This window comes from [Pseudomonas] carboxydohydrogena (assembly GCF_029030725.1).
GTDB lineage: Bacteria > Pseudomonadota > Alphaproteobacteria > Rhizobiales > Xanthobacteraceae > Afipia > Afipia carboxydohydrogena.
The window spans coordinates 75,648-95,078 of record NZ_CP113162.1; the positions used below are offsets into that span (position 1 = coordinate 75,648).

Consider the following 19,431-nt stretch of genomic DNA (forward strand, 5'->3'; position numbering starts at 1 on the left):
GGGTCTTGAAATAAAATTCGACCTCAAAGACCTTCAGAGCGGGCTTTCCTCCAATGACGGCAGGGATCGACCCGGTGCCGGCCCGCTCGGGAATGGCCTCGATCCTGTCGAGTAACCCGAACCGGGGCGATATAGCCCTACATCCCTTTTGGGGCAAGGCTGGAATCGTCGCGGGGGGCTGCAAAATGGCCCTTTTGGCTCGATTTCGGGCGATTCCGGCCTGTTTCCGGCACGCGGTCCCGAAGTTCCTCTATTTCCCGGCCCGGACCCGCTCGATGATCGCGATCGCGGCGCGCACGCCGCCCTCGATGTCGAGGCGGGAATTGTCCAGCACATGGGCGTCGTCAGCCTGACGCAGCGGCGCTGTCGCGCGGTTCTTGTCGCGCTCGTCGCGCTTGAGGATGTCGGCGAGCACCAGCGCCTCGTCGGCGGCCTCGCCGCGCGCGCGCGCTTCCAGCGTGCGGCGATGCGCCCGCACCTTCGGGTCGGCGACGACGAAAATCTTCACGTCAGCGTCGGGGCAGATCACGGTGCCGATGTCGCGGCCGTCGAGCACCGCGCCCGGCGGGCCTGCGGCGAACTGGCGCTGGAAATCGACCAGCGCCTTGCGCACTTCCGGGATCGCGGAGACGACGGAGGCGGCATCGCCAACGCTCTGCGTCTTGAGCACGGGATTGCCGAATTTTTCCGGGTCGAGTTCCATCGCCGCCGCCACCGCCGCCGCCTCGTCCGTCAGCGCCGCGCCCGCTTCAAGGAGCGCCTGCGCCACCGCGCGATAGATCACGCCGGTGTCGAGATGACGAAAACCGTAATGATGCGCGAGGCGCTTGCCGAGCGTGCCCTTGCCCGATGCCGCGGGTCCGTCGATGGCGATGATCATGAGAAATCCGCCCCCAGCGCGCGCATCATCGGAATGAAATCGGGGAAGCTCGTGGCGATGAAGGCGGTATCGTCCACCTTGACCGGTGCTTCCGAAGCGCAGCCCATCACCAGCGCCGACATCGCGATGCGGTGATCCATGTGCGTCTTCACAAGGCCGCCGCCCGGCACGAAGCCCTCGCCATGCACGATGAGGTCGTCGCCCTCGATCCCGACCTTGACGCCGTTGACGCGCAGCATGTCGGCGGTGGCTTCCAGCCGGTCGGATTCCTTGACGCGCAATTCCTGCAAGCCGCGCATCCGCGTGGTGCCTTCCGCGAAAGCGGCGGCGACCGCGAGCACGAGATATTCGTCGATCATCGAGGGCGCGCGCTCCGGCGGCACGGTAACGCCGCGCAGTTTCGAGGCGCGCACGCGCAAATTCGCCATCGGCTCGCCGGCGTCGCGCACGTCGCTCTCCTCGATCGACGCGCCCATTTCCCGCAAGGTCGTGAAAAGCCCCGTACGCAACGGGTTCGTCATCACGTCGGTGAGGGTCAAATCCGAGTCCGGCACGATCAATGCGGCGACCAGCGGAAACGCCGCCGAGGACGGATCGGCCGGCACCTCGACGCTCACCCCGTGCAGTTCGGGCTGGCCGGTGAGCGTGATGCGGCGTCCGTGCGCGCCGTCCTTTTCGACCCTGATCTCGGCACCGAACTGCTTCAGCATCAGTTCGGTGTGATCGCGGCTGGCTTCGGTCTCGATCACCGTCGTCACGCCCGGCGCGGACAGTCCCGCGAGCAATACGGCCGACTTGATCTGCGCCGAGGCCACCGGCGTGCGGTAGGCCATCGGGATCGGATCCTTCGCGCCGGCGAGCGTCAGCGGCAGGCGTTTTCCATCGCCACCCGACACAACCGCGCCCATCAATTCCAGCGGATCGAGAATCCGCCGCATCGGCCGCGAGCGCAGCGAGGCGTCGCCGTCGAAGGTCGCAGCAATAGGAGAGCCCGCGACCGCGCCCATCGCCAGACGGCAGCCGGTGCCGCTGTTGCCGAAATCGAGCGGCGCCTCCGGGGCCTTGAAGCCGCCGACGCCGACGCCGTGGACGGACCACGCGCCCGCGCCGGTCCGCTCCACCTTCGCGCCGAGCGCCGCCATCGCCTTGGCGGTGTTGAGGACGTCCTCGCCCTCGAGAAGTCCGGTGATCTTCGTTTCGCCGACCGCGAGCGCACCCAAAATCAGGGCACGATGGGAGATCGACTTGTCGCCCGGCACCCGGACCTTTCCGGTCAGGGGACCCGCGCCTCGCGCCTCCAGAGGGGTCGGCTCAACGGACTGGCTCACGGCGAAATTCCTCTACAATTTGAACGGCTCCTACCATGGGTGCCGGGATACGTCACCCGTCCTGCGGCGAGGAGCCAGAGTACTATTGACAGAGCCGCCGCAACCGCCCAAGTGAAGCACCGCTTTTTTTGAAATTCCCAGGATCCTCGCCCGTGGCCAAAGCCGATCTCGGAACCAAACGCACTTGCCCTGTGACGGGCAAGAAGTTCTATGACCTCAACAAGACCCCGGTGATCTCGCCCTACACGGGCGAAATCGTGCCGATCGCGCCGATCGCGCCGCCCCGTGGTGCGCGCAACGACGCCGCCGCGCGCGCCGCCGCCTCCGAAGCCTCGCAGGAAACCGAAGTCGCGGAGAACGAGGAAGAATTGGTCTCGCTGGAAGAGGCCGACGCCGAGGAGAACACCGGCAAGGTCAAGGCGAACGTGCCGGAATCCGAGGACGACATCGAGGTTGACGACTCCATCGACGACGACGATGACGATTCCACCTTCATCGCCGAAGACGAGGAAGAAGACGAGGACGTCACCGACATCATCGGCGACGTCTCCGGCGACGAGGAATCCTGAGACAAGAGACTTGAGATACGGCCTGAAACGTGGTTTCAGGTCGGTCCTGACGATTCACGGGCACCGGCCAACGGCCTGTTCCCTCCGCCAGACGCATCGGACCCATCCGAACGCGGTGACTTAAGGGGCCATAGCTCAGCTGGGAGAGCGCTTGCATGGCATGCAAGAGGTCGGCGGTTCGATCCCGCCTGGCTCCACCAACCGCCCTTCCCCACCTCCCCACAAATCAGGCATCTTGTCGTGCATGGCCTGTCCCGCGGGCCGCCCCGGCCTTGAACAGCCGCCCGAACATCGCCATATCGGTTGAAGCTGGACGGGCGGGAACGCTCCCCGGCGAAGGGTGCCGAAAGGGCCCTTGGCGGAACGCCCATCCGGGCGCAACGCCTGGCAAAGTCGCTTCGAGAGGACTTTGGAATGTCGCGTGTTCCTTCGTTATCCAGTCCGTTCCTGCTGGGATTCGACGAGATCGAGCGTGCGCTCGACCGCGTCGTGAAAGGCGCCGACGGGTATCCTCCCTACAACATCGAGCGATGCGAGCGTTGCAGCGGCCAGCCCGAAAAGCTGCGTATCACGCTGGCGGTGGCGGGCTTCACCCGCGACCAACTCGATGTAACCATTGAGGAAAACCAACTCGTCATCCGTGGCCGCCAGCAGGACGACAAGGCCCGGCAATACATCCATCGCGGCATCGCCGCGCGCCACTTCCAGCGCACCTTCGTGCTGGCAGAGGGGATGTACGTGCTTGGCGCGGACCTGAAGAACGGGCTGTTGTCGGTAGATCTCGCAAGGCCGGAACCCGAGCGGATCGTTAAGACGATAGCCATCAATGAACACGAATAATGCAATGGGCGGACTCGACCGCTGTCTGACTTAGAAGGAGTCGAGGACATGGCTACTATTCTGCACCACGAGCCAAGAGATCAATCACCGGTTTCGCTGGAGGCGCTGGCCGCGCTGGGCGAGGGTCATCTCGCCTACGTCAAGCAAATCCGTTCCGAGGACGTCCCTAGCCTGTTCCCACAGGCACCCGAAATCGCGCCGGGCGTGACGCTGTTCGCGCTGCACGCCGCCGATGGCACGCCGATCATGCTGACCGACAGCCGCGAGGCCGCGATCGCCAACGCCTGGAGCAACGAGCTTCAGACCGTCAGCCTGCACTGATCCCGTTCGGCTGAACGGCCCATGGACGAGTTTCGAGGCGGCAGCGCGAAAGCGTTGCCGCCTTTTGCATGCCCGGCCGCCCTCGCCCGCCCGCGTATGGCAGCTATCCGCACGCCTTATTGGCTTCGCCGCCACAGGCGCGTATGGAACCAATCAATTGTCCTTGAGGAATTCCAAAATGCCTCCCTATCGTTCCCGCACATCCACCCATGGCCGCAACATGGCCGGCGCGCGCGGCCTGTGGCGCGCCACCGGCATGAAGACCGAGGATTTCGGCAAGCCGATCATCGCGGTGGTGAACTCGTTCACGCAGTTCGTGCCGGGCCACGTCCATCTCAAGGACCTCGGCCAGCTCGTGGCGCGCGAGATCGAGAAGGCGGGCGGCGTCGCCAAGGAGTTCAACACCATCGCGGTCGATGACGGCATCGCCATGGGCCATGACGGCATGCTCTACAGCCTGCCCTCGCGCGAGATCATCGCCGACAGCGTCGAATACATGGTCAATGCGCATTGCGCCGACGCCATGGTCTGCATCTCGAACTGCGACAAGATCACGCCCGGCATGCTGATGGCCTCGCTGCGCCTCAACATCCCCACCGTGTTCGTGTCCGGCGGGCCGATGGAAGCTGGCAAGGTGAAGTGGAACGACACCGTTAAGGCAGTCGATCTGATCGACGCGATGGTCGCCGCCGCCGACGACAGCGTGACCGACGCCGAGGTGGATGCAATCGAGCGTTCGGCCTGCCCGACCTGCGGCTCGTGCTCCGGCATGTTCACCGCCAATTCGATGAACTGCCTCACCGAGGCGCTCGGCCTCGCTTTGCCGGGCAACGGCTCGGTGCTCGCCACCCATGCCGACCGCAAGGGCCTGTTCGTCGAGGCGGGTCACCTGATCGTCGATCTCGCGCGGCGTTATTACGAGCAGAACGACGAGACCACGCTGCCGCGCAACATCGCGAGCTTCAAGGCGTTCGAGAACGCGATGACGCTCGACATCTCGATGGGCGGTTCGACCAACACCGTGCTGCATCTGCTCGCCGCCGCCTATGAGGGCGAAGTGCCGTTCACGATGGCCGACATCGACCGGCTGTCGCGCCGCGTGCCGGTGCTGTGCAAGGTCGCGCCCGCGGTCGCCAACGTGCATCTGGAAGACGTGCATCGCGCCGGCGGCATCATGGGCATTCTCGGCGAGCTCGACCGAGCCGGGCTGATCGACACCAGCCTGCCGAACGTCCACAGCAAGAGCCTGAAGGATGCGCTGGATCGCTGGGACGTGATGCGCACCAAGAGCGACAGCGTGCGCACCTTCTATCGCGCGGCGCCGGGCGGCGTGCCGACGCAGGTCGCGTTCAGTCAGGATCGCCGCTACGACGACCTCGACACCGACCGCGCCACAGGCTGCATCCGCGATGCCGAACACGCGTTCCTCAAGGACGGCGGCCTCGCGGTGCTGTTCGGCAATATCGCGCGCGACGGCTGCATCGTAAAGACGGCGGGCGTCGATACCAGCATTCTCAAGTTCAAAGGCACCGCGCGCATCTTCGAGAGTCAGGATGCGGCGGTGGAAGCGATCCTCGGCAACAGGATCAAGGCCGGCGACGTCGTGCTGATCCGCTACGAGGGACCGCGCGGCGGCCCCGGCATGCAGGAGATGCTGTATCCGACGAGCTATCTGAAATCGAAGGGCCTCGGCAAGCAGTGCGCACTGATCACCGACGGCCGCTTCTCCGGAGGCTCGTCGGGACTATCGATCGGCCACGTCTCGCCGGAAGCCGCCGAAGGCGGCGCCATCGGACTCGTGGAAGAAGGCGACCTGATCGAGTTCGACATTCCGAACCGCAAGGTTCATCTCGCCGTCGATGACGCCGAGTTGCAGCGCCGTCGCGCGGCGATGGATGCGCGCGGCGACAAGGCATGGAAGCCCGGCCCGCGCACGCGGCGCGTGACGATGGCGCTGAAGGCCTACGCCGCGCACGCCACCAGCGCCGCGCTCGGCGCGGTGCGCGTCGTTCGGGATTGAGGTCGTCCCTCATTCCGACAAACCCAGTATTTGTCATGCCCGGACTTGATCCGGGCATCCATCTAAAAACTAAAAAAGAGTCGAGCCAAGAAGATGGATTGCCGGGTCAAGCCCTGCAATGACGAGTGAGTGCGGAAGTGAGTGGGGTGAATCTTACGCCGCGCTCGCGGGCGGCAGCGCCAGCACCGAATAGAGCGCCTGCGCGTCGCTCGAGGCGCGCAGCTTCTTGGCGACTTCCTGATCGCGCAACAGACGCGCGACGCGCGCCAGAGCCTTGAGATGATCGGCGCCTGCGCCTTCCGGCGCGAGCAGCAGGAACAGAAGATCGACCGGTGCGCCATCCATCGCCTCGAAATCGATCGGCCGCTCAAGCCGTGCGAACAGACCGAACAATTTTTCAAGTTTCGGCAGCTTGCCGTGCGGGATGGCGATGCCGTAGCCGACAGCCGTGGTGCCGAGCTTCTCGCGCTGAAGCAACACTTCGAAGATCGCGCGCTCGTTCTGTCCGGTCAGTTCAGCCGCACGCGCCGCCAGTTCCTGCAACGCCTGCTTCTTGCTGTTGACCTTGAGCGCGGGAAGAATCGCTTCCGGCGCAACCAGATCGGTGATCGTCATGGAGCTGTCCGCGCGTGAAGGGTGAAACCGTAAGCCGTTAAAAGGCGGGAAGCCGGTAACCGGCCTGATCCGAACGGACCCGCCCCGGGTCCGTCGAGGCGGCGGACCATAGGGAGGGCCCGGCAGGGCGTCAAGGTCTTACCGGGGCTATTTCGACCCCAAATTCCGCTCACGATGACTTCGCCGCCGGGGGATCGATCCAGCCGACATTGCCGTCGGAACGACGGTAAATGATATTCACCCGTCCGCTCGAGCCATGCTGAAACACGATGACGGGCGCGCCCGTCATGTCGAGCTCCATCACCGCCTCGCTGACCGAAAAGCGCCGCAGCGCCTGAGTCGATTCCGCGATCACCACCGGATTGAACGCGGTGACCTCGTCATCGTCTTCATCGTAGGAGGGTCCTTCGAGCACGTAGCTCGATGCGTCGATGCCGGCGAGACCCATCGCCGCGATCGCTTCGGATTCCGCATGCGCCTTGCGCGCGGAGCGATCCTTGAGCCGGCTCTTGTAGCGGCGCAACCGCTTCTCGATCTGGATGAGTGCCTGATCCGCGCTGGCATAGGCATCGGCGGCCATTGCGTCGGCCTCTAGCGTCACGCCGGAATCCAGATGCAGCGCGCAATCCGCCTTGAAGCCGAAACCATCCTTGCTGAAAGTGAAATGCCCCGAATAATTCCCGTCGAAATATTTTCGTAACACCTCTTCCGTTCGACCTTCCACACGACCGCGAATGGCTTCACCGATGTTGATGCTTTTGCCGGAAACTCGAAGCGTCATGAACGCACCTCGTCGTCTTGTTTCAACATCCCCACAATGCCATTGCCCGGCAAACCGTCAAGCGGGAGCTATGTCGCGCGGCCGGTCGCTGGAAGAAGGGGTTGCGGCTCCGGAATGGCCGGAAACTTGACCAAGCGCATAACGCTTTTCACGGCGGCGCTGAACGGATGACGGTATCCTCAGAGCTTCCCGGTATTTCGCCACGGTGCGCCGGGCAATATCAACGCCCTCAGCGCGCAAGCGTTCCACCAGCGTGTCGTCTGACAGAATATCGTTCGGCTCCTCGGCATCGATCATCTGTTTGATGCGATGCCGCACGGATTCGGCCGAATGCGCCTCGCCGCCGTCGGCGGAAGCGATGGACGCAGTGAAGAAATATTTCAATTCGAAGATACCGCGATTCGTCGCCATGTATTTGTTGGCGGTGACGCGCGACACCGTCGATTCGTGCATCTGGATCGCGTCCGCCACCGCCTTGAGGTTGAGCGGGCGCAAATGCGCAACGCCGCGCGTGAAGAAGCCATCCTGCTGGCGCACGATCTCGGTGGCCACTTTCAGGATGGTCCGCGCGCGCTGATCGAGCGCGCGCACCAGCCAGGTTGCGTTCTGCAAGCAATCGGCGAAATAGGACTTGTCCTCGTCCTTGCGCAGCGTCCTGGTGAGGCTCGCGTAATAGGACTGGTTGACGAGCACCTTGGGCAGCGTGTCGCTGTTGAGTTCGACGAGCCAGCCGCCGTCCGGCCCCGGCCGCACATAGACGTCGGGCACCACCGTTTGCGTCCGCCCGGTCGCGAATTTCAATCCGGGCTTGGGATCGAGATGACGGATCTCGCCGATCATGTCGGCGATGTCGTCGTCATCGACGCCGCAGATTTTTCGTAAAGCCGCGATCTCGCGCTTCGCCAGCAGATCGAGATGCTCGACCAGAGCGCGCATCGCCGGATCATATCGGTCGCGCTCGCGCAACTGGATCGCGAGGCACTCGCTCAGAGTCCGCGCGCAGATGCCCGGCGGATCGAACGTCTGCAACACCGCGAGCACATCATCGACGGCTTTCTGAGTGGTGCCGAGCTTGTCGGCGGCTTCGCCGAGATCCGGCGGCAGATAGCCCGCCTCATCGACGAGATCGATCAGGTACTGGCCGATCATGCGCTGCGCGGGATCGGTCAGCGCGACCGCGAGCTGTTCGGCCAGATGATCCTGCAACGAGGTTTCGGCGGCGACGAAAGCCTCCAGATTATAGTCCTCGTCGCTGGAAGCGCCGCCGCCCCATTCGGTGTAGGAGGTCGGCGCGGCATCCTGCGCCGCGCGCGTCGCCGTCTCCGAAGGCTCCTCAGTGAAGACGTTGTCCATGCTGGTGTCGAAGGTCTGTTCGATCTCGGCGCGGCTGCCGAGTTCGCGATTCATCCAGTCGTCGGACGGCTCGCCGGGGCCGCGCGCAGGCTCGCTGCCCGGCTGGTCGTCCCCGCCATCGTCATTTCCGGAAAAATCCTGTTCCCCTGCCGCGCCTTCGCCGCGCACCGGCGCTTCTTCGTCGTTACGCTCCAGAAGCGGATTGCGCTCCAGCTCGCCCTCGACGAACGCCACCAGATCGAGATTGGACAATTGCAGCAGCTTGATCGCCTGCATCAACTGCGGCGTCATCACCAGTGCTTGCGACTGGCGAAATTCCAAGCGTTGCGTCAGCGCCATTATGGCATCCAGCCTGAAGAGTCGGGCCAATTGGTCCAATTCTTGCTTAGCTCTTTTAAATGCCCCTGTATATGACTTGACGGGACTGAGTTTTCGCCCGCAACGGGCGGCTGTGTCCTCCCGCCGGGCGGTACCGCCGGAACTACAGGCGGAATTCCTCGCCGAGGTAGAGACGGCGCACGTCGGGATCGTTGACGATCTCCTCGGGCTGGCCCTCGGTCAGCACCTCGCCGGCATAGACGATGTAGGCGCGGTCGGTGAGGCCGAGCGTCTCGCGCACATTATGATCGGTGATCAAGACGCCGATGCCGCGATTGGTGAGGTGGCGCACCAGCTGCTGGATGTCGCCGACCGCGATCGGGTCGATGCCCGCGAACGGCTCGTCGAGCAGCATGTAGTTCGGCTTGGTCGCCAGAGCGCGCGCGATCTCGACGCGGCGGCGCTCGCCGCCCGACAGCGCGATCGACGGCGACTTGCGCAGCCGCACGATGTTGAATTCCTCCAGCAGCGAATCCAGTTCGTATTCGCGCTTGCGCCGGTCGGGCTCGGCGACTTCCAGCACCGCGCGAATGTTGTCCTCGACCGAAAGTCCCCGGAAAATAGAGGCTTCCTGCGGCAGGTAGCCGATGCCGAGCCGCGCGCGCTGATACATCGGAAGATTCGTGACATCGTAGCCGTCGAGTTCGATGCGGCCCTTGTCGGCCTTGATAAGGCCGGTGATCATGTAGAAGGCCGTGGTCTTGCCCGCGCCGTTCGGGCCCAGCAGGCCGACCGCCTCGCCACGACGCACATAGATGTTGATGCCGCGCACCACCTTGCGGGTGCCGAAACTTTTCTCGATGCCGTGCACGGCAAGATATCCGGCGCGCGGCTGCGAACGCTGCGCTGCGGCCCTACCCTGTTGCGGTGGCCTTTGCTGGGGCTGCCGTTGCTGCGCTTGTCGTGACTCTGGCTGTGGCGGGCGCCGCGCATCGCCGCGCGGGATCGGCGGCGACGTGCGCTCGAAGGATGTCACATCATCCTCCGTCAGCATGACCGCCATCTCGCTGTAGGAGGCCCATTGCTGCTGCTGTTCGGTCAACTGAAACGGCTGCCGCGATGCGGGCTGCGGCGCGGGATCGCTCTTCCCGCCCTTGAACATGTCGCCCATGCGGGCGCTGAACGAGGTGATGTCGCCCTTGATGTCACTTTTGATATCGCCTTTGGCGCGGCCAAAGCCCTGCTTGCCCCGCGAAGGGGCACGGCGGCGAAACATGCGCAGGAGATCCACCATCCGCTCGATCGGCCTTTCAAAGACTGGCTTGTTTCAAAGCCTGGCTTGCCAGCTTGCGACCCCGCGGCGTGAGAGGCGCGCCGGCACCCCGCCTGTCAGAATCCGTCCCCGCCCTTTGATATAGGCTCGCGGGCCAAGGTTCAACCGCGCGATCCCGAACGGCCTTGCAAGTTATTGAGTTTCATCGGTTTTCCGGGAGCGCGCGAGGACGGCGCGTTCTCCGTCTTGGGACTTGAGCCGGGCACGAGGCTGAGCCCGCCGCCATTCTTGTTAGGCGAAGTGGAATTGAACAGGCCGGAGACGCCGCGCCCGCCGCTGGATTCGACGCGCGAGACGCCGGTCGTCATATCCACCACCAGCCGGTCGCCCTTCAGCACGTTCTTGTCCTTGGTCAGCACCACGCCGCCGGTCATCGTCACGGTGTTGGTCTTCATGTCGAAGATGCCGGTCTCGCCGGTCACGGTCTGATCGTTCTGCGTGACGACGACGCCGCCGCGCGCTTCCAGCCGCCGCACGCTCGAATTGCCGCCCGGCCCCGGCTGCGCCGTCTTCATGCCCGGCTTCGCCCCCGCCTTGTCCTGATCGTAGAACACCACGAGCGTCTTCGAGCGCATCGTGGTGTCGCCCTGCACGACTTTCACATTGCCGGAGAAGGTCGCGATCTTGTCCTTGTCGCGCACCTCGAGCGAGAGCGCATCGATCTGGATCGGCTGGCCGCGATTCTTCGAGAAGCCCTGCACCGCGTTCGGCACGCCGGACACCGTGCTGGTCTGCGCCTGCGCGGCGGACACACACACCGCGAACGCCGAGAAAACAGCAATGAACACGGACAGGCCCAGCGCCGCGCGGCGGCACACCGCGCGCGCCTTCCGGCCGCCTGACAGATTGTGTCCCGTTACTCGCATCGTGCATCCATATCCGATTTCAATCGCCGCCTCATTGGGATTCCGCAGGTGCATCGGCGGGCGCGCCCCCCGCCGTGGCGGCGGCATTGGTCTTGTCCGCGGGCGGATCGAGCAGCATCGTCACGCCGCCGCCGAACACCGCCGACGCGCCGTGATCGGTGATGCGCAAATTCTGCGAGTTCAGCGTGCCGTTGGTGAACTTTACCGCCACCGGCTGGTCCGAGCTGATGATGCCGGTCGCGAGATCGACGCGCGCCTGCGTGAGCTTCGCCTCAGAACCGCTGGTTGTCTGCAAGAGAATGTCGTTGGCGAGATCGAGCAGTTGCGTCTTGGTGTCGAAATGGCCGTTCTGCGCGTCCACCCGCAGCGTCGACTTGTCCTGCATCTCCACCTGCGCGCGGATGCTGAGCATGTCCACCTTGGTCGGGTCGGTGACATCCTGCGTCGCGGCCTTCGCCCACACTTCATAGGGCCGCCGGTCGGGCAGATAGCCCGCGAGATGCGGCGCATCCATCGTGATCTTGGTACCCGAGACCGACAGCTTGCTGAGATCGATCGGCAGTTTTTTAAGGAAGCGGAACGGATTGAACACCGACGCGCCGACGATGAGCGCCAGCGACAGGATCACCACCGCAGGCACGGCGCGGCGCAGCCAGCGCACGCGGCGGCTGTGGCGCGCGGCGCGCACGAAGCGGGGATCGTTTCCCTGATATGCCGGCGTCTGTGTGGCCACCATGGTTCCCGGGTTACGCTATCAGGTTTACGCGCTATCGCGACAATATAAGGGCCGCGAACGGCCGCGCAGGGCCCCTGCCTTTCGGGCATCGCGGCTTTCGGACAATGCGCGCTCTTTACGAATGCGCGAAAATATCGGTTTCTTCCCAGCCTTGCAGATCAAGCCTCGCGCGTGTCGGCAGGAATTCAAAGCAGGCTTTCGCCAGAGGTTCGCGATTCTCGCGCGCGAGCATGGCGTCGAGCTTGTCGCGCAGCGCATGCAGATGCAGCACGTCGGAAGCGGCGTAGGTCAGTTGCGCTTCCGACAATGACGCAGCGCCCCAGTCGCTGGACTGCTGCTGCTTGGAAATCTCCACGCCGAGCATCTCGCGCACCAGATCCTTCAGGCCGTGCCGGTCGGTATAGGTGCGCACCAGCTTCGAGGCGATCTTGGTGCAATAGACCGGCTGCGCCATCACGCCGAAGGCATGGTACAGCACGGCGATGTCGAACCGGGCGAAATGAAACAGCTTGGTGATCGCGGGATCGCCGAGCAGCTTCTTCAGGTTGGGGGCGTCGGTGTGGCCCGCCGGAATCTGCACGACATCGGCGCTGCCGTCGCCGTTCGAAAGCTGCACCACGCACAGCCGGTCGCGATGCGGGTTGAGACCGAGGGTTTCGGTGTCGATCGCGACGGAGTCCGTGTAGCGCGAAAGGTCTGGCAGGTCGCCGCGGTGCAGCCGGATGGTCATGTTGCGTGTTCCGAATCGAATGGTTGGCAAACTAGCCTGCCAACCCTGAAAAATCCTGAAGCTGAAAAATCCCAACTGGCGGCAGAAAGCAAATTTTTAGCGGATTTCATGCAAGTTTTTAAAAAACAAATAAAAATCAATGGCTTGATATTTTGTGCGCCCGCAATTTTGTTTGCCGGCGCGCCCCCACCTCCCGCCTGTGGCCTTAATCTTTGTTTGTTCTGGAACCCATCCCGCCGCTCTCCGGTTTGTCGTGCGGGATGAGTTTGCGATCACGCACCAAAGTGAGGGTGGCGGCTTGAATATTGTCAGGACTGCGCTCCCCAAGACCGGGCTTTCGAACAGCGCGCCCGCGCGGGAGCGTCCGAGCGACTACGATGTGGCGGCTGTTCGCGACGAGATCAGGGCCAGGATCACGCGCGTGCTGGGCCATGAGATCGAGCGCGCGACGATGCACGACTGGTATCTCGCCGCAGCACTGACATTGCGCGAACGCATCGCCGCGCGCTGGCTGCCGGGCGTGCGCGAGACGCGCATCGCGGGAAAAAAGCGCGTCTATTATCTGTCGCTGGAATTCCTGATCGGCCGCCTGCTCACCGATGCGCTGAGCAATCTGCAATTGATGGAGACCTATGTCCGCGCGCTGCGCGACCTCGGCGTCGACTTCGCCGACGTCAAGGACATCGAGCCGGACGCGGCACTCGGCAATGGCGGACTCGGCCGCCTCGCCGCCTGCTTCATGGAGAGCATGGCGAGCCTTGCGATCCCCGCCATCGGTTACGGCATCCGCTACGAACATGGCCTGTTCCGGCAGGCCATCGCGCATGGCTGGCAGCAGGAATTTCCCGAATGCTGGCTGGAGGGCGGCAACCCGTGGGAGTTCGAGCGGTTCGAGGTGTGCTACGACGTCCAGTACGGCGGGCGCATCGAACATCATCCCTCCGCGCGGGGCGATTCCGTCACATGGATACCGGGCGAGACGGTGCGCGCGGCGGCGTTCGACACACCGATCGTCGGCTGGCGTGGCGCGCATGTCAACGCGCTGCGGCTGTGGTCGGCGCGGCCCGTGGCTCCGCTCGACATCGACGCCTTCAACCGTGGCGACTATGCGGCCGCCTCCAACCAGCGCACGCGCGCGGAAGCGATCTCGAAATTCCTCTATCCGAGCGACGAGACGGCGGCGGGCAAGGAGTTGCGGCTGCGGCAGGAATATTTCTTCGTCTCCGCCTCGTTGCAGGACATCGTCGCGCGCCACCTGCGCGAGCAGGGCAACATCCGCACGCTGGCGTCACATGCCGCGATCCAGCTCAACGACACACATCCGAGCCTCGCGGTGCCGGAACTGCTGCGGCTTCTGATCGATCATCATGACGTGCCGTGGCCACAGGCGCGGCGGATCGTATCGCAGACCGTCGCCTACACCAACCACACGCTGCTGCCGGAGGCGCTGGAGAGCTGGCCGGTCGAACTGTTCGAGAGGCTGCTGCCGCGCCATCTCGACATCATCTACCGGCTGAACGCCGACAACCTCGCCGCCGCCGAGCGGCAGCGGCCCGGCGACATCCGTTTTCGCGCGGCGACCTCGCTGATCGACGAGACCGGCGGCCGCCGCGTGCGCATGGGCCATCTCGCCTTCATCGGCTCGCACCGCATCAACGGCGTCTCGGCGATGCATTCGGAACTGATGAAGCATACGGTGTTCGCCGACCTCAACACGCTCTATCCCGACCGCATCACCAACAAGACCAACGGCATCACCTTCCGGCGCTGGCTGCACCAGTGCAATCCGGACCTCACCGCGCTGTTGCGCGAGGTCTGCGGCGACCGCGTACTCGACGACCCCGCGGCGCTGACCGGACTCGAGCCCTATGCCAATGATGCGGCCTTTCAGGAGCGCTTCCGCGCCATCAAGCAGCACAACAAGGTCGCGCTCGCGGGCATGGTCGAGCGCACGCTATCGCTGCGCCTCGATCCGGCGGCGCTATTCGACATCCAGATCAAGCGCATCCACGAATATAAGCGCCAGTTGCTCAACGCGCTCGACACCATCGCGCGCTATCTCGCGATCCGCGACAACCCCGGTGCGAACTGGGTGCCGCGCGTGAAAATCTTCGCGGGCAAGGCCGCGCCGAGCTACCATCAGGCCAAGCTGATCATCAAGCTCATCAACGACATCGCGGACACGGTGAACCGTGACGAATCGATTCGCGGCCTGCTGAAGGTGGCGTTCGTGCCGAACTACAATGTCAGCGCGGCGGAGATGATGGTGCCGGCCTGCGATCTGTCGGAACAGATCTCAACCGCGGGCATGGAAGCCTCCGGCACCGGCAACATGAAGCTCGCGCTCAACGGCGCGCTCACCATCGGCACGCTCGACGGCGCCAATATCGAAATCCGCGATCAGGTCGGCGCGGATAACATCTTCATCTTCGGGATGACCGCCGCTCAGGTGGCAGAGCGCCGCAGCATGGGGCTGGACGCGTCCGACGCCATCGCCGCCTCGCCGATGCTGGCGCGCGTGATCGAGGCGATCGACCGCGGCGCGTTCTCGCCCGACGATCCGGCGCGCTTCGCACCGATCGCGCACAGCCTGCGCTATCTCGATCACTACATGGTGTCGGCGGACTTCGACGATTACCATCGCGCCCAGGCGCTGGTGGACACACGCTGGGGGCATGCCGCGTGGGAAATGTCCGCGATCCTCAACACCGCGCGGATGGGCTGGTTCTCGGCCGACCGCACCATCCGCGACTATGCCGACGACATCTGGGGTGTGTGAAGAGCAAACACTCAGCTCACCGTCCCCAAGGCTTCCCTTCAACCCGCCGATCTTCGCTCAAGCCACCCGCACGGCGCTGATGAAGTTCACGACCTCTGATTTCAGCCGGCCGGAGTCCTGCGCCAGGGATTGCGCCGCGGCGAGAACCTGCGACGAGGCCGATCCGGTCGCGATCGCGCCACGCTGGACCTCCGTGACGTTGGACGACACCTGCTGCGTGCCTTCCGCCGCGTGCTGCACGTTGCGCGCGATCTCCTGCGTCGCCGCACCCTGTTCTTCGACAGCCGCCGCAATCGCCGACGAGATTTCGGACAGCCGTTCGATCGTGCGTCCGATCACCCTGATCGCCCCGACCGACTGCTGCGTCGCGGCTTGAATCCCCGAGATCTGCTGATCGATTTCGCCGGTTGCCTTGGCCGTTTGCTCGGCCAAAGCCTTCACCTCGGCGGCCACGACGGCAAACCCCCGTCCGGCCTCACCCGCCCGCGCCGCTTCGATAGTGGCGTTCAGCGCCAGCAGATTGGTCTGGCCTGCGATCGTATTGATCAACTCGATCACATCGCCGATTCGGGTTGCGGCCTTGGAGAGCTCGCCGACATGCTCATCCGTCAGGTGCGCCTGGGCAACGGCTTCCTTCGCAATTTCTGCGGATTCCTGAACCTGACGGCTGATCTCGGAAACCGAAGACGACAACTCCTCGGTCGCCGAAGCCACCGACTGGACATTGGCCGAAGCCTCTTCCGACGCCGAGGTCACAAACGTGGCAAGTTCACGCGAACGATCTGCCGTCCGCGTCAGGCTGTCGGCGGAAGCCTCCAGCCCGCACGATGCTTCGGAAACAGTTTCCACGATTTCACCGATCGCTGCCTCGAACTGCGTGGTCAATGCCTCAAGACGTTTGGCGCGCTCGATCTTCCCTTGGGCATCACGGGCGGCTGCCTCGTCCGCCGCTTTCTTGGCGATCAACGCATCCTTGAAAATCTGCAACGCCACCGCCATCGATCCGATTTCCGTCTTTTCTCCGCCCTGTGGAATTTCGGCTGTCAGATCACCGCGACCAAGCGCCCGCATCGGGCGGACAATCGAGCCGATGGAAGATGAAATGTCGCGAATAAACAGAAAGCCCGCGATGGCGGCCAGAAGGATAGCCATCACAAGGACGGAGCAAACGATCCTGAAAGCCCAAAGGTGGCCCTCTTCTGCGTTTCTCGTTTCTGCTTTCGCGCCGTTATCATTGATCTCGATGGCTTTCGTCAGATACCCGTCCGATTCGTTCGCCACCGGACGAACCGTCTTGATGAAAAGGTCTCTGGCCTGCTGAGCGGAGGCAGCATCGCCCTTTCGGGACAGCGCCAAAACGGCATCGGTCTCCTCGACATATTTTGTCCAGGCGCGCGACCAGTCGTTGAACAGCTCGCGCTCCTGCGGCGAAGACACCAGCGCCACGTAAGAATCGCGCGTCTGCGCGATTAACGCGAGGGTCTTTTTCATAACCTTGTCGAGAGTGGCGCGCTCCTTGTCATTATCAGCCATCATGTAGGCCCGGAGCTGCGCGCGGTTCAAATTGATTGCAGAGCGCAATTCGCCGAGATGACGAACGCTTGGCAGCCAGACCCTGGTAATGTTCGCCGTATGACCGCTCAGAACCTGAACGCTATGAAGTGCGATAGCTCCAAGCCCCGCCATCGACAGAAGAAGCAGAGCAATGACGGCGATCAATTTTGACCGGATCGAGATGTTTGGCATGAATGACCCATGAATCGATGATCCTTGCCGAAGACAAGGCTCGACAGACAAGCGATGGACGCTCGTCCTGTTTAACGGACCATTTCTCGAAAAAGAGTTAAATTAGGTAATTCTAATATAATAAGCGGCCAGCATGGATCGGGCCGCTTTCAAACGATCTCGATGAGCCAGCATATGAAACGCAAGCCGCACGCCACGATTAGCGCCAGAGCCCGTACGATGCCCACTTGGTTTCGGGAATCGGCCCGCCGATCTTGTAGCTGAACGACAGCACCTTGTAGTGGTCCGGCGATCCCTTGCAAGTGAAGGAGTAAGCGTACCACTTGCCCTTGCTGCGAAAGGCGCCGCCATTGCCCTTCACCGTGTCGCCGACGTGGCGCGGCGTGCTCAGCACGTCGCTCTTGGCGCGGTCGGGATGGTAGGGGGTGGGATCGCGGTCGATCCGGTTCATCGCCTCGATGTCGCAGACCTGTTCGAGTCTGGTCTCGGGATCGAGCCGCTTCAGGCTGTTGTAAAACCGGGCATCGACGGCGGCAGCCGGAGCAACCCGGAGCGCGGGCACGGCGGCCACAACTATAAGCGCGTATTTCAAAGCCACTCTCAAAGCCACTCCTGGAAGATTCTCTTACAGTAATGTGCTTGCCGAAACGGGCGCACCCAACGACACGCGTTGAGACGGCCCGCGATCAGCGGCGGTGAGGCTCTGTACCCGCTGAACAGAATCTCCGCAACCCCGGCCGGTTCACCAATGAGAGAGCCATTGCCCGGCCGCACCGCACAGAACCACCACAAGCCACGGCGGCGCCTTCCATACGAACAGCAGCACGAACGCGCCCAACCCGAGCGCGTAGTCATAGCTGTTGGTGATGCCCGCGGTCCAAACCGGATCGTAGAACGCGGCGAGCAGCAATCCGACCACCGCCGCGTTCACGCCCGCCAGCACGGCTTGCGCCGCCGGTTTTCTTCGCAGCGCATCCCAGAACGGCAGCACGCCGATCACCAGCAGAAACGACGGCAGAAAGATGCCGACAAGACAAACGGCCGCGATGGTCCATCCACCCATGACCGCGCCGAGATAGGCGGCGAACGTGAACAGCGGACCCGGAACGGCCTGCGCGGCGCCGTAGCCCGCAAGGAAATTGTCGCTGCTCACAAAGGCCGGGACGACTTCCGCCTTGAGCAGCGGCAGAACGACATGGCCGCCGCCGAACACCAGCGATCCGACGCGATAAAAGATGTCGAACAGTTTCAGTGACAGACTGTCGGTTGCCGCCGCGGCGAGAGGCAGACCCGCCAGCAAAACGGCGAACGCAACAAGCATCGCGACGCCAGCCCCGCGGCTGATCGGAAGCGGCAGCACGGCCTGATCGGCGGACGGTTTTCCCTCGATGCAAAACCAGCCGACACATCCGCCGAGCACGATGCCCGCGATCTGCCCCCACGCCGAGGGCAGCATGAGCGCCACCGCCATCGCGGCAATCGCAAACGTCACCCGGAGACGATCCGGCGTCAGCGTTCTGGCCATGCCGAGAATGGCCAGCGCCACGACGGCGACGGCGGCAACCTTCAACCCGTGCAGCCATCCGCCGCCGAAATGATTTTCAAAGACCGCGAGGCCATAAGCAAAGAGAACAAGTGCCAGTGCGGACGGCAGCGTGAATGCGGCCCACGCCGCGAGCGCACCGGGATAGCCGCCACGCAACAGGCCGATCGCGATTCCGACCTGGCTCGATGCAGGACCGGGAAGAAACTGACAAAGCGCCACGAGGTCGGCGTAGCTTTCCTCGCTCAGCCATTTCCGCCGCTCGACGAACTCGGATCGGAAATAGCCGAGATGCGCGACCGGCCCGCCAAACGAGGTGAGCCCCAGTTTCAGGAAAACTGAAAATATTTCGGCAGGATTGCTTCCGACCGCGCGACCGTTCATTGCCCTCTGCCCGCCCGCATGCATCACCTGCCTCTCACCTTACAGGCATCAGGCAGGCCGCCAGCCCGGCGATTTCATGTTTTGGCGCAAGATTTGTGGAAGCCGCATCGTGTATACCGCAAGACGGCGGAACAATCCCCGCGACGAGGGGAGATCAGCGATAGCCGCATGATCTAAAAATGGTGCCCAGGAAAGGATTGGCGACTCCTGAGCATTCATCTAGCAAAATCAGTAGGTTATTAGGGCCCCACTGCACTCCTTTGTACCACTAAATTGTCCCGAATCAACC

General features: G+C 63.6%; 17 protein-coding genes and 1 tRNA gene. 6 read left to right on the forward strand and 12 right to left on the reverse strand.

Going from position 1 to position 19,431, the window contains the following annotated elements:
* Positions 1-250: 250 nt before the first annotated feature.
* Together cmk and aroA are read right to left on the reverse strand one after the other, a co-directional pair.
* Positions 251-880, reverse strand: coding sequence for a (d)CMP kinase (cmk, locus tag AFIC_RS00325; protein ID WP_275247219.1), 630 nt, complete (start codon positions 878-880; stop codon positions 251-253).
* Positions 877-2,208, reverse strand: a complete 1,332-nt coding sequence (gene aroA, locus AFIC_RS00330; RefSeq protein WP_275247220.1) for a 3-phosphoshikimate 1-carboxyvinyltransferase — start codon at positions 2,206-2,208, stop codon at positions 877-879. The genes cmk and aroA overlap by 4 nt, the downstream gene beginning before the upstream one ends.
* Positions 2,209-2,360: 152 nt before the next feature.
* Here aroA and AFIC_RS00335 point away from each other — a divergent pair, with 152 nt between their 5' ends.
* The 5 genes from AFIC_RS00335 to ilvD all read left to right on the forward strand — a co-directional run bounded on the left by AFIC_RS00335 (position 2,361) and on the right by ilvD (position 5,958).
* Entirely contained in the window at positions 2,361-2,777 is a 417-nt protein-coding gene (locus tag AFIC_RS00335) for a TIGR02300 family protein (RefSeq protein ID WP_275247221.1), read from the forward strand.
* A gap of 124 nt (positions 2,778-2,901) precedes the next feature.
* Positions 2,902-2,977 (forward strand) — tRNA-Ala (locus AFIC_RS00340).
* A gap of 214 nt (positions 2,978-3,191) precedes the next feature.
* A complete protein-coding gene (locus AFIC_RS00345) occupies positions 3,192-3,617 on the forward strand; it encodes an Hsp20 family protein (protein ID WP_275247222.1) in 426 nt (141 codons plus the stop codon).
* A gap of 48 nt (positions 3,618-3,665) precedes the next feature.
* Positions 3,666-3,938 (forward strand): BQ00720 family protein, encoded by a 273-nt coding sequence (locus AFIC_RS00350; RefSeq protein WP_275247223.1) that lies wholly within the window; start codon positions 3,666-3,668, stop codon positions 3,936-3,938.
* A gap of 178 nt (positions 3,939-4,116) precedes the next feature.
* On the forward strand, positions 4,117-5,958 hold the full coding sequence (gene ilvD, locus AFIC_RS00355; RefSeq protein WP_275247224.1) for a dihydroxy-acid dehydratase: 1,842 nt from the start codon (positions 4,117-4,119) through the stop codon (positions 5,956-5,958).
* Positions 5,959-6,111: 153 nt separating this feature from the next.
* On the opposite strand, the gene ptsN is transcribed toward ilvD, so the two are convergent.
* The 7 genes from ptsN to AFIC_RS00390 form a co-directional block, all read right to left on the reverse strand.
* Positions 6,112-6,573, reverse strand: coding sequence for a PTS IIA-like nitrogen regulatory protein PtsN (gene ptsN / locus AFIC_RS00360; protein WP_275247225.1), 462 nt, complete (start codon positions 6,571-6,573; stop codon positions 6,112-6,114).
* Between the two features lie 169 nt (positions 6,574-6,742).
* The gene (hpf, locus tag AFIC_RS00365) at positions 6,743-7,354 is read right to left on the reverse strand and encodes a ribosome hibernation-promoting factor, HPF/YfiA family (RefSeq protein ID WP_275247226.1); all 612 of its coding nucleotides are present in this window, start codon (positions 7,352-7,354) and stop codon (positions 6,743-6,745) included.
* Between the two features lie 57 nt (positions 7,355-7,411).
* Entirely contained in the window at positions 7,412-9,046 is a 1,635-nt protein-coding gene (gene rpoN / locus AFIC_RS00370) for an RNA polymerase factor sigma-54 (protein WP_275247227.1), read from the reverse strand.
* Between the two features lie 142 nt (positions 9,047-9,188).
* Positions 9,189-10,319, reverse strand: coding sequence for an LPS export ABC transporter ATP-binding protein (gene lptB, locus AFIC_RS00375; RefSeq protein WP_275247228.1), 1,131 nt, complete (start codon positions 10,317-10,319; stop codon positions 9,189-9,191).
* Positions 10,320-10,459: 140 nt separating this feature from the next.
* Positions 10,460-11,224: an LptA/OstA family protein gene (locus AFIC_RS00380; RefSeq protein ID WP_275247229.1), complete on the reverse strand. Its 765-nt coding sequence runs from the start codon at positions 11,222-11,224 to the stop codon at positions 10,460-10,462.
* Between the two features lie 31 nt (positions 11,225-11,255).
* On the reverse strand, positions 11,256-11,960 hold the full coding sequence (lptC, locus tag AFIC_RS00385) for an LPS export ABC transporter periplasmic protein LptC (RefSeq protein WP_275247230.1): 705 nt from the start codon (positions 11,958-11,960) through the stop codon (positions 11,256-11,258).
* A gap of 115 nt (positions 11,961-12,075) precedes the next feature.
* Positions 12,076-12,690, reverse strand: a complete 615-nt coding sequence (locus AFIC_RS00390) for a ribonuclease D (RefSeq protein WP_275247231.1) — start codon at positions 12,688-12,690, stop codon at positions 12,076-12,078.
* 298 nt (positions 12,691-12,988) lie between these two features.
* Between AFIC_RS00390 and AFIC_RS00395 the strand changes: the two genes are divergently transcribed.
* Entirely contained in the window at positions 12,989-15,469 is a 2,481-nt protein-coding gene (locus tag AFIC_RS00395; protein WP_275247232.1) for a glycogen/starch/alpha-glucan phosphorylase, read from the forward strand.
* Positions 15,470-15,526: 57 nt separating this feature from the next.
* On the opposite strand, the gene AFIC_RS00400 is transcribed toward AFIC_RS00395, so the two are convergent.
* The 3 genes from AFIC_RS00400 to chrA all read right to left on the reverse strand — a co-directional run bounded on the left by AFIC_RS00400 (position 15,527) and on the right by chrA (position 19,142).
* Positions 15,527-17,215 (reverse strand): methyl-accepting chemotaxis protein, encoded by a 1,689-nt coding sequence (locus tag AFIC_RS00400; RefSeq protein ID WP_275247233.1) that lies wholly within the window; start codon positions 17,213-17,215, stop codon positions 15,527-15,529.
* A gap of 199 nt (positions 17,216-17,414) precedes the next feature.
* Positions 17,415-17,807, reverse strand: a complete 393-nt coding sequence (locus AFIC_RS00405) for a DUF930 domain-containing protein (protein WP_275248765.1) — start codon at positions 17,805-17,807, stop codon at positions 17,415-17,417.
* A 150-nt stretch (positions 17,808-17,957) separates the two neighbouring features.
* On the reverse strand, positions 17,958-19,142 hold the full coding sequence (chrA, locus tag AFIC_RS00410; protein ID WP_275247234.1) for a chromate efflux transporter: 1,185 nt from the start codon (positions 19,140-19,142) through the stop codon (positions 17,958-17,960).
* Positions 19,143-19,431: the final 289 nt, after the last annotated feature.

Coding starts and splice junctions, on each gene's coding strand:
- cmk (WP_275247219.1), bottom strand. CDS start 880: ATGATCATCGCCATCGACGGACCCGCGGCATCGGGCAAGGGCACGCTC.
- AFIC_RS00345 (WP_275247222.1), top strand. CDS start 3,192: ATGTCGCGTGTTCCTTCGTTATCCAGTCCGTTCCTGCTGGGATTCGAC.
- AFIC_RS00350 (WP_275247223.1), top strand. CDS start 3,666: ATGGCTACTATTCTGCACCACGAGCCAAGAGATCAATCACCGGTTTCG.
- ilvD (WP_275247224.1), top strand. CDS start 4,117: ATGCCTCCCTATCGTTCCCGCACATCCACCCATGGCCGCAACATGGCC.
- ptsN (WP_275247225.1), bottom strand. CDS start 6,573: ATGACGATCACCGATCTGGTTGCGCCGGAAGCGATTCTTCCCGCGCTC.
- hpf (WP_275247226.1), bottom strand. CDS start 7,354: ATGACGCTTCGAGTTTCCGGCAAAAGCATCAACATCGGTGAAGCCATT.
- rpoN (WP_275247227.1), bottom strand. CDS start 9,046: ATGGCGCTGACGCAACGCTTGGAATTTCGCCAGTCGCAAGCACTGGTG.
- lptB (WP_275247228.1), bottom strand. CDS start 10,319: ATGGTGGATCTCCTGCGCATGTTTCGCCGCCGTGCCCCTTCGCGGGGC.
- AFIC_RS00380 (WP_275247229.1), bottom strand. CDS start 11,224: ATGCGAGTAACGGGACACAATCTGTCAGGCGGCCGGAAGGCGCGCGCG.
- lptC (WP_275247230.1), bottom strand. CDS start 11,960: ATGGTGGCCACACAGACGCCGGCATATCAGGGAAACGATCCCCGCTTC.
- AFIC_RS00390 (WP_275247231.1), bottom strand. CDS start 12,690: ATGACCATCCGGCTGCACCGCGGCGACCTGCCAGACCTTTCGCGCTAC.
- AFIC_RS00400 (WP_275247233.1), bottom strand. CDS start 17,215: ATGCCAAACATCTCGATCCGGTCAAAATTGATCGCCGTCATTGCTCTG.
- chrA (WP_275247234.1), bottom strand. CDS start 19,142: ATGAACGGTCGCGCGGTCGGAAGCAATCCTGCCGAAATATTTTCAGTT.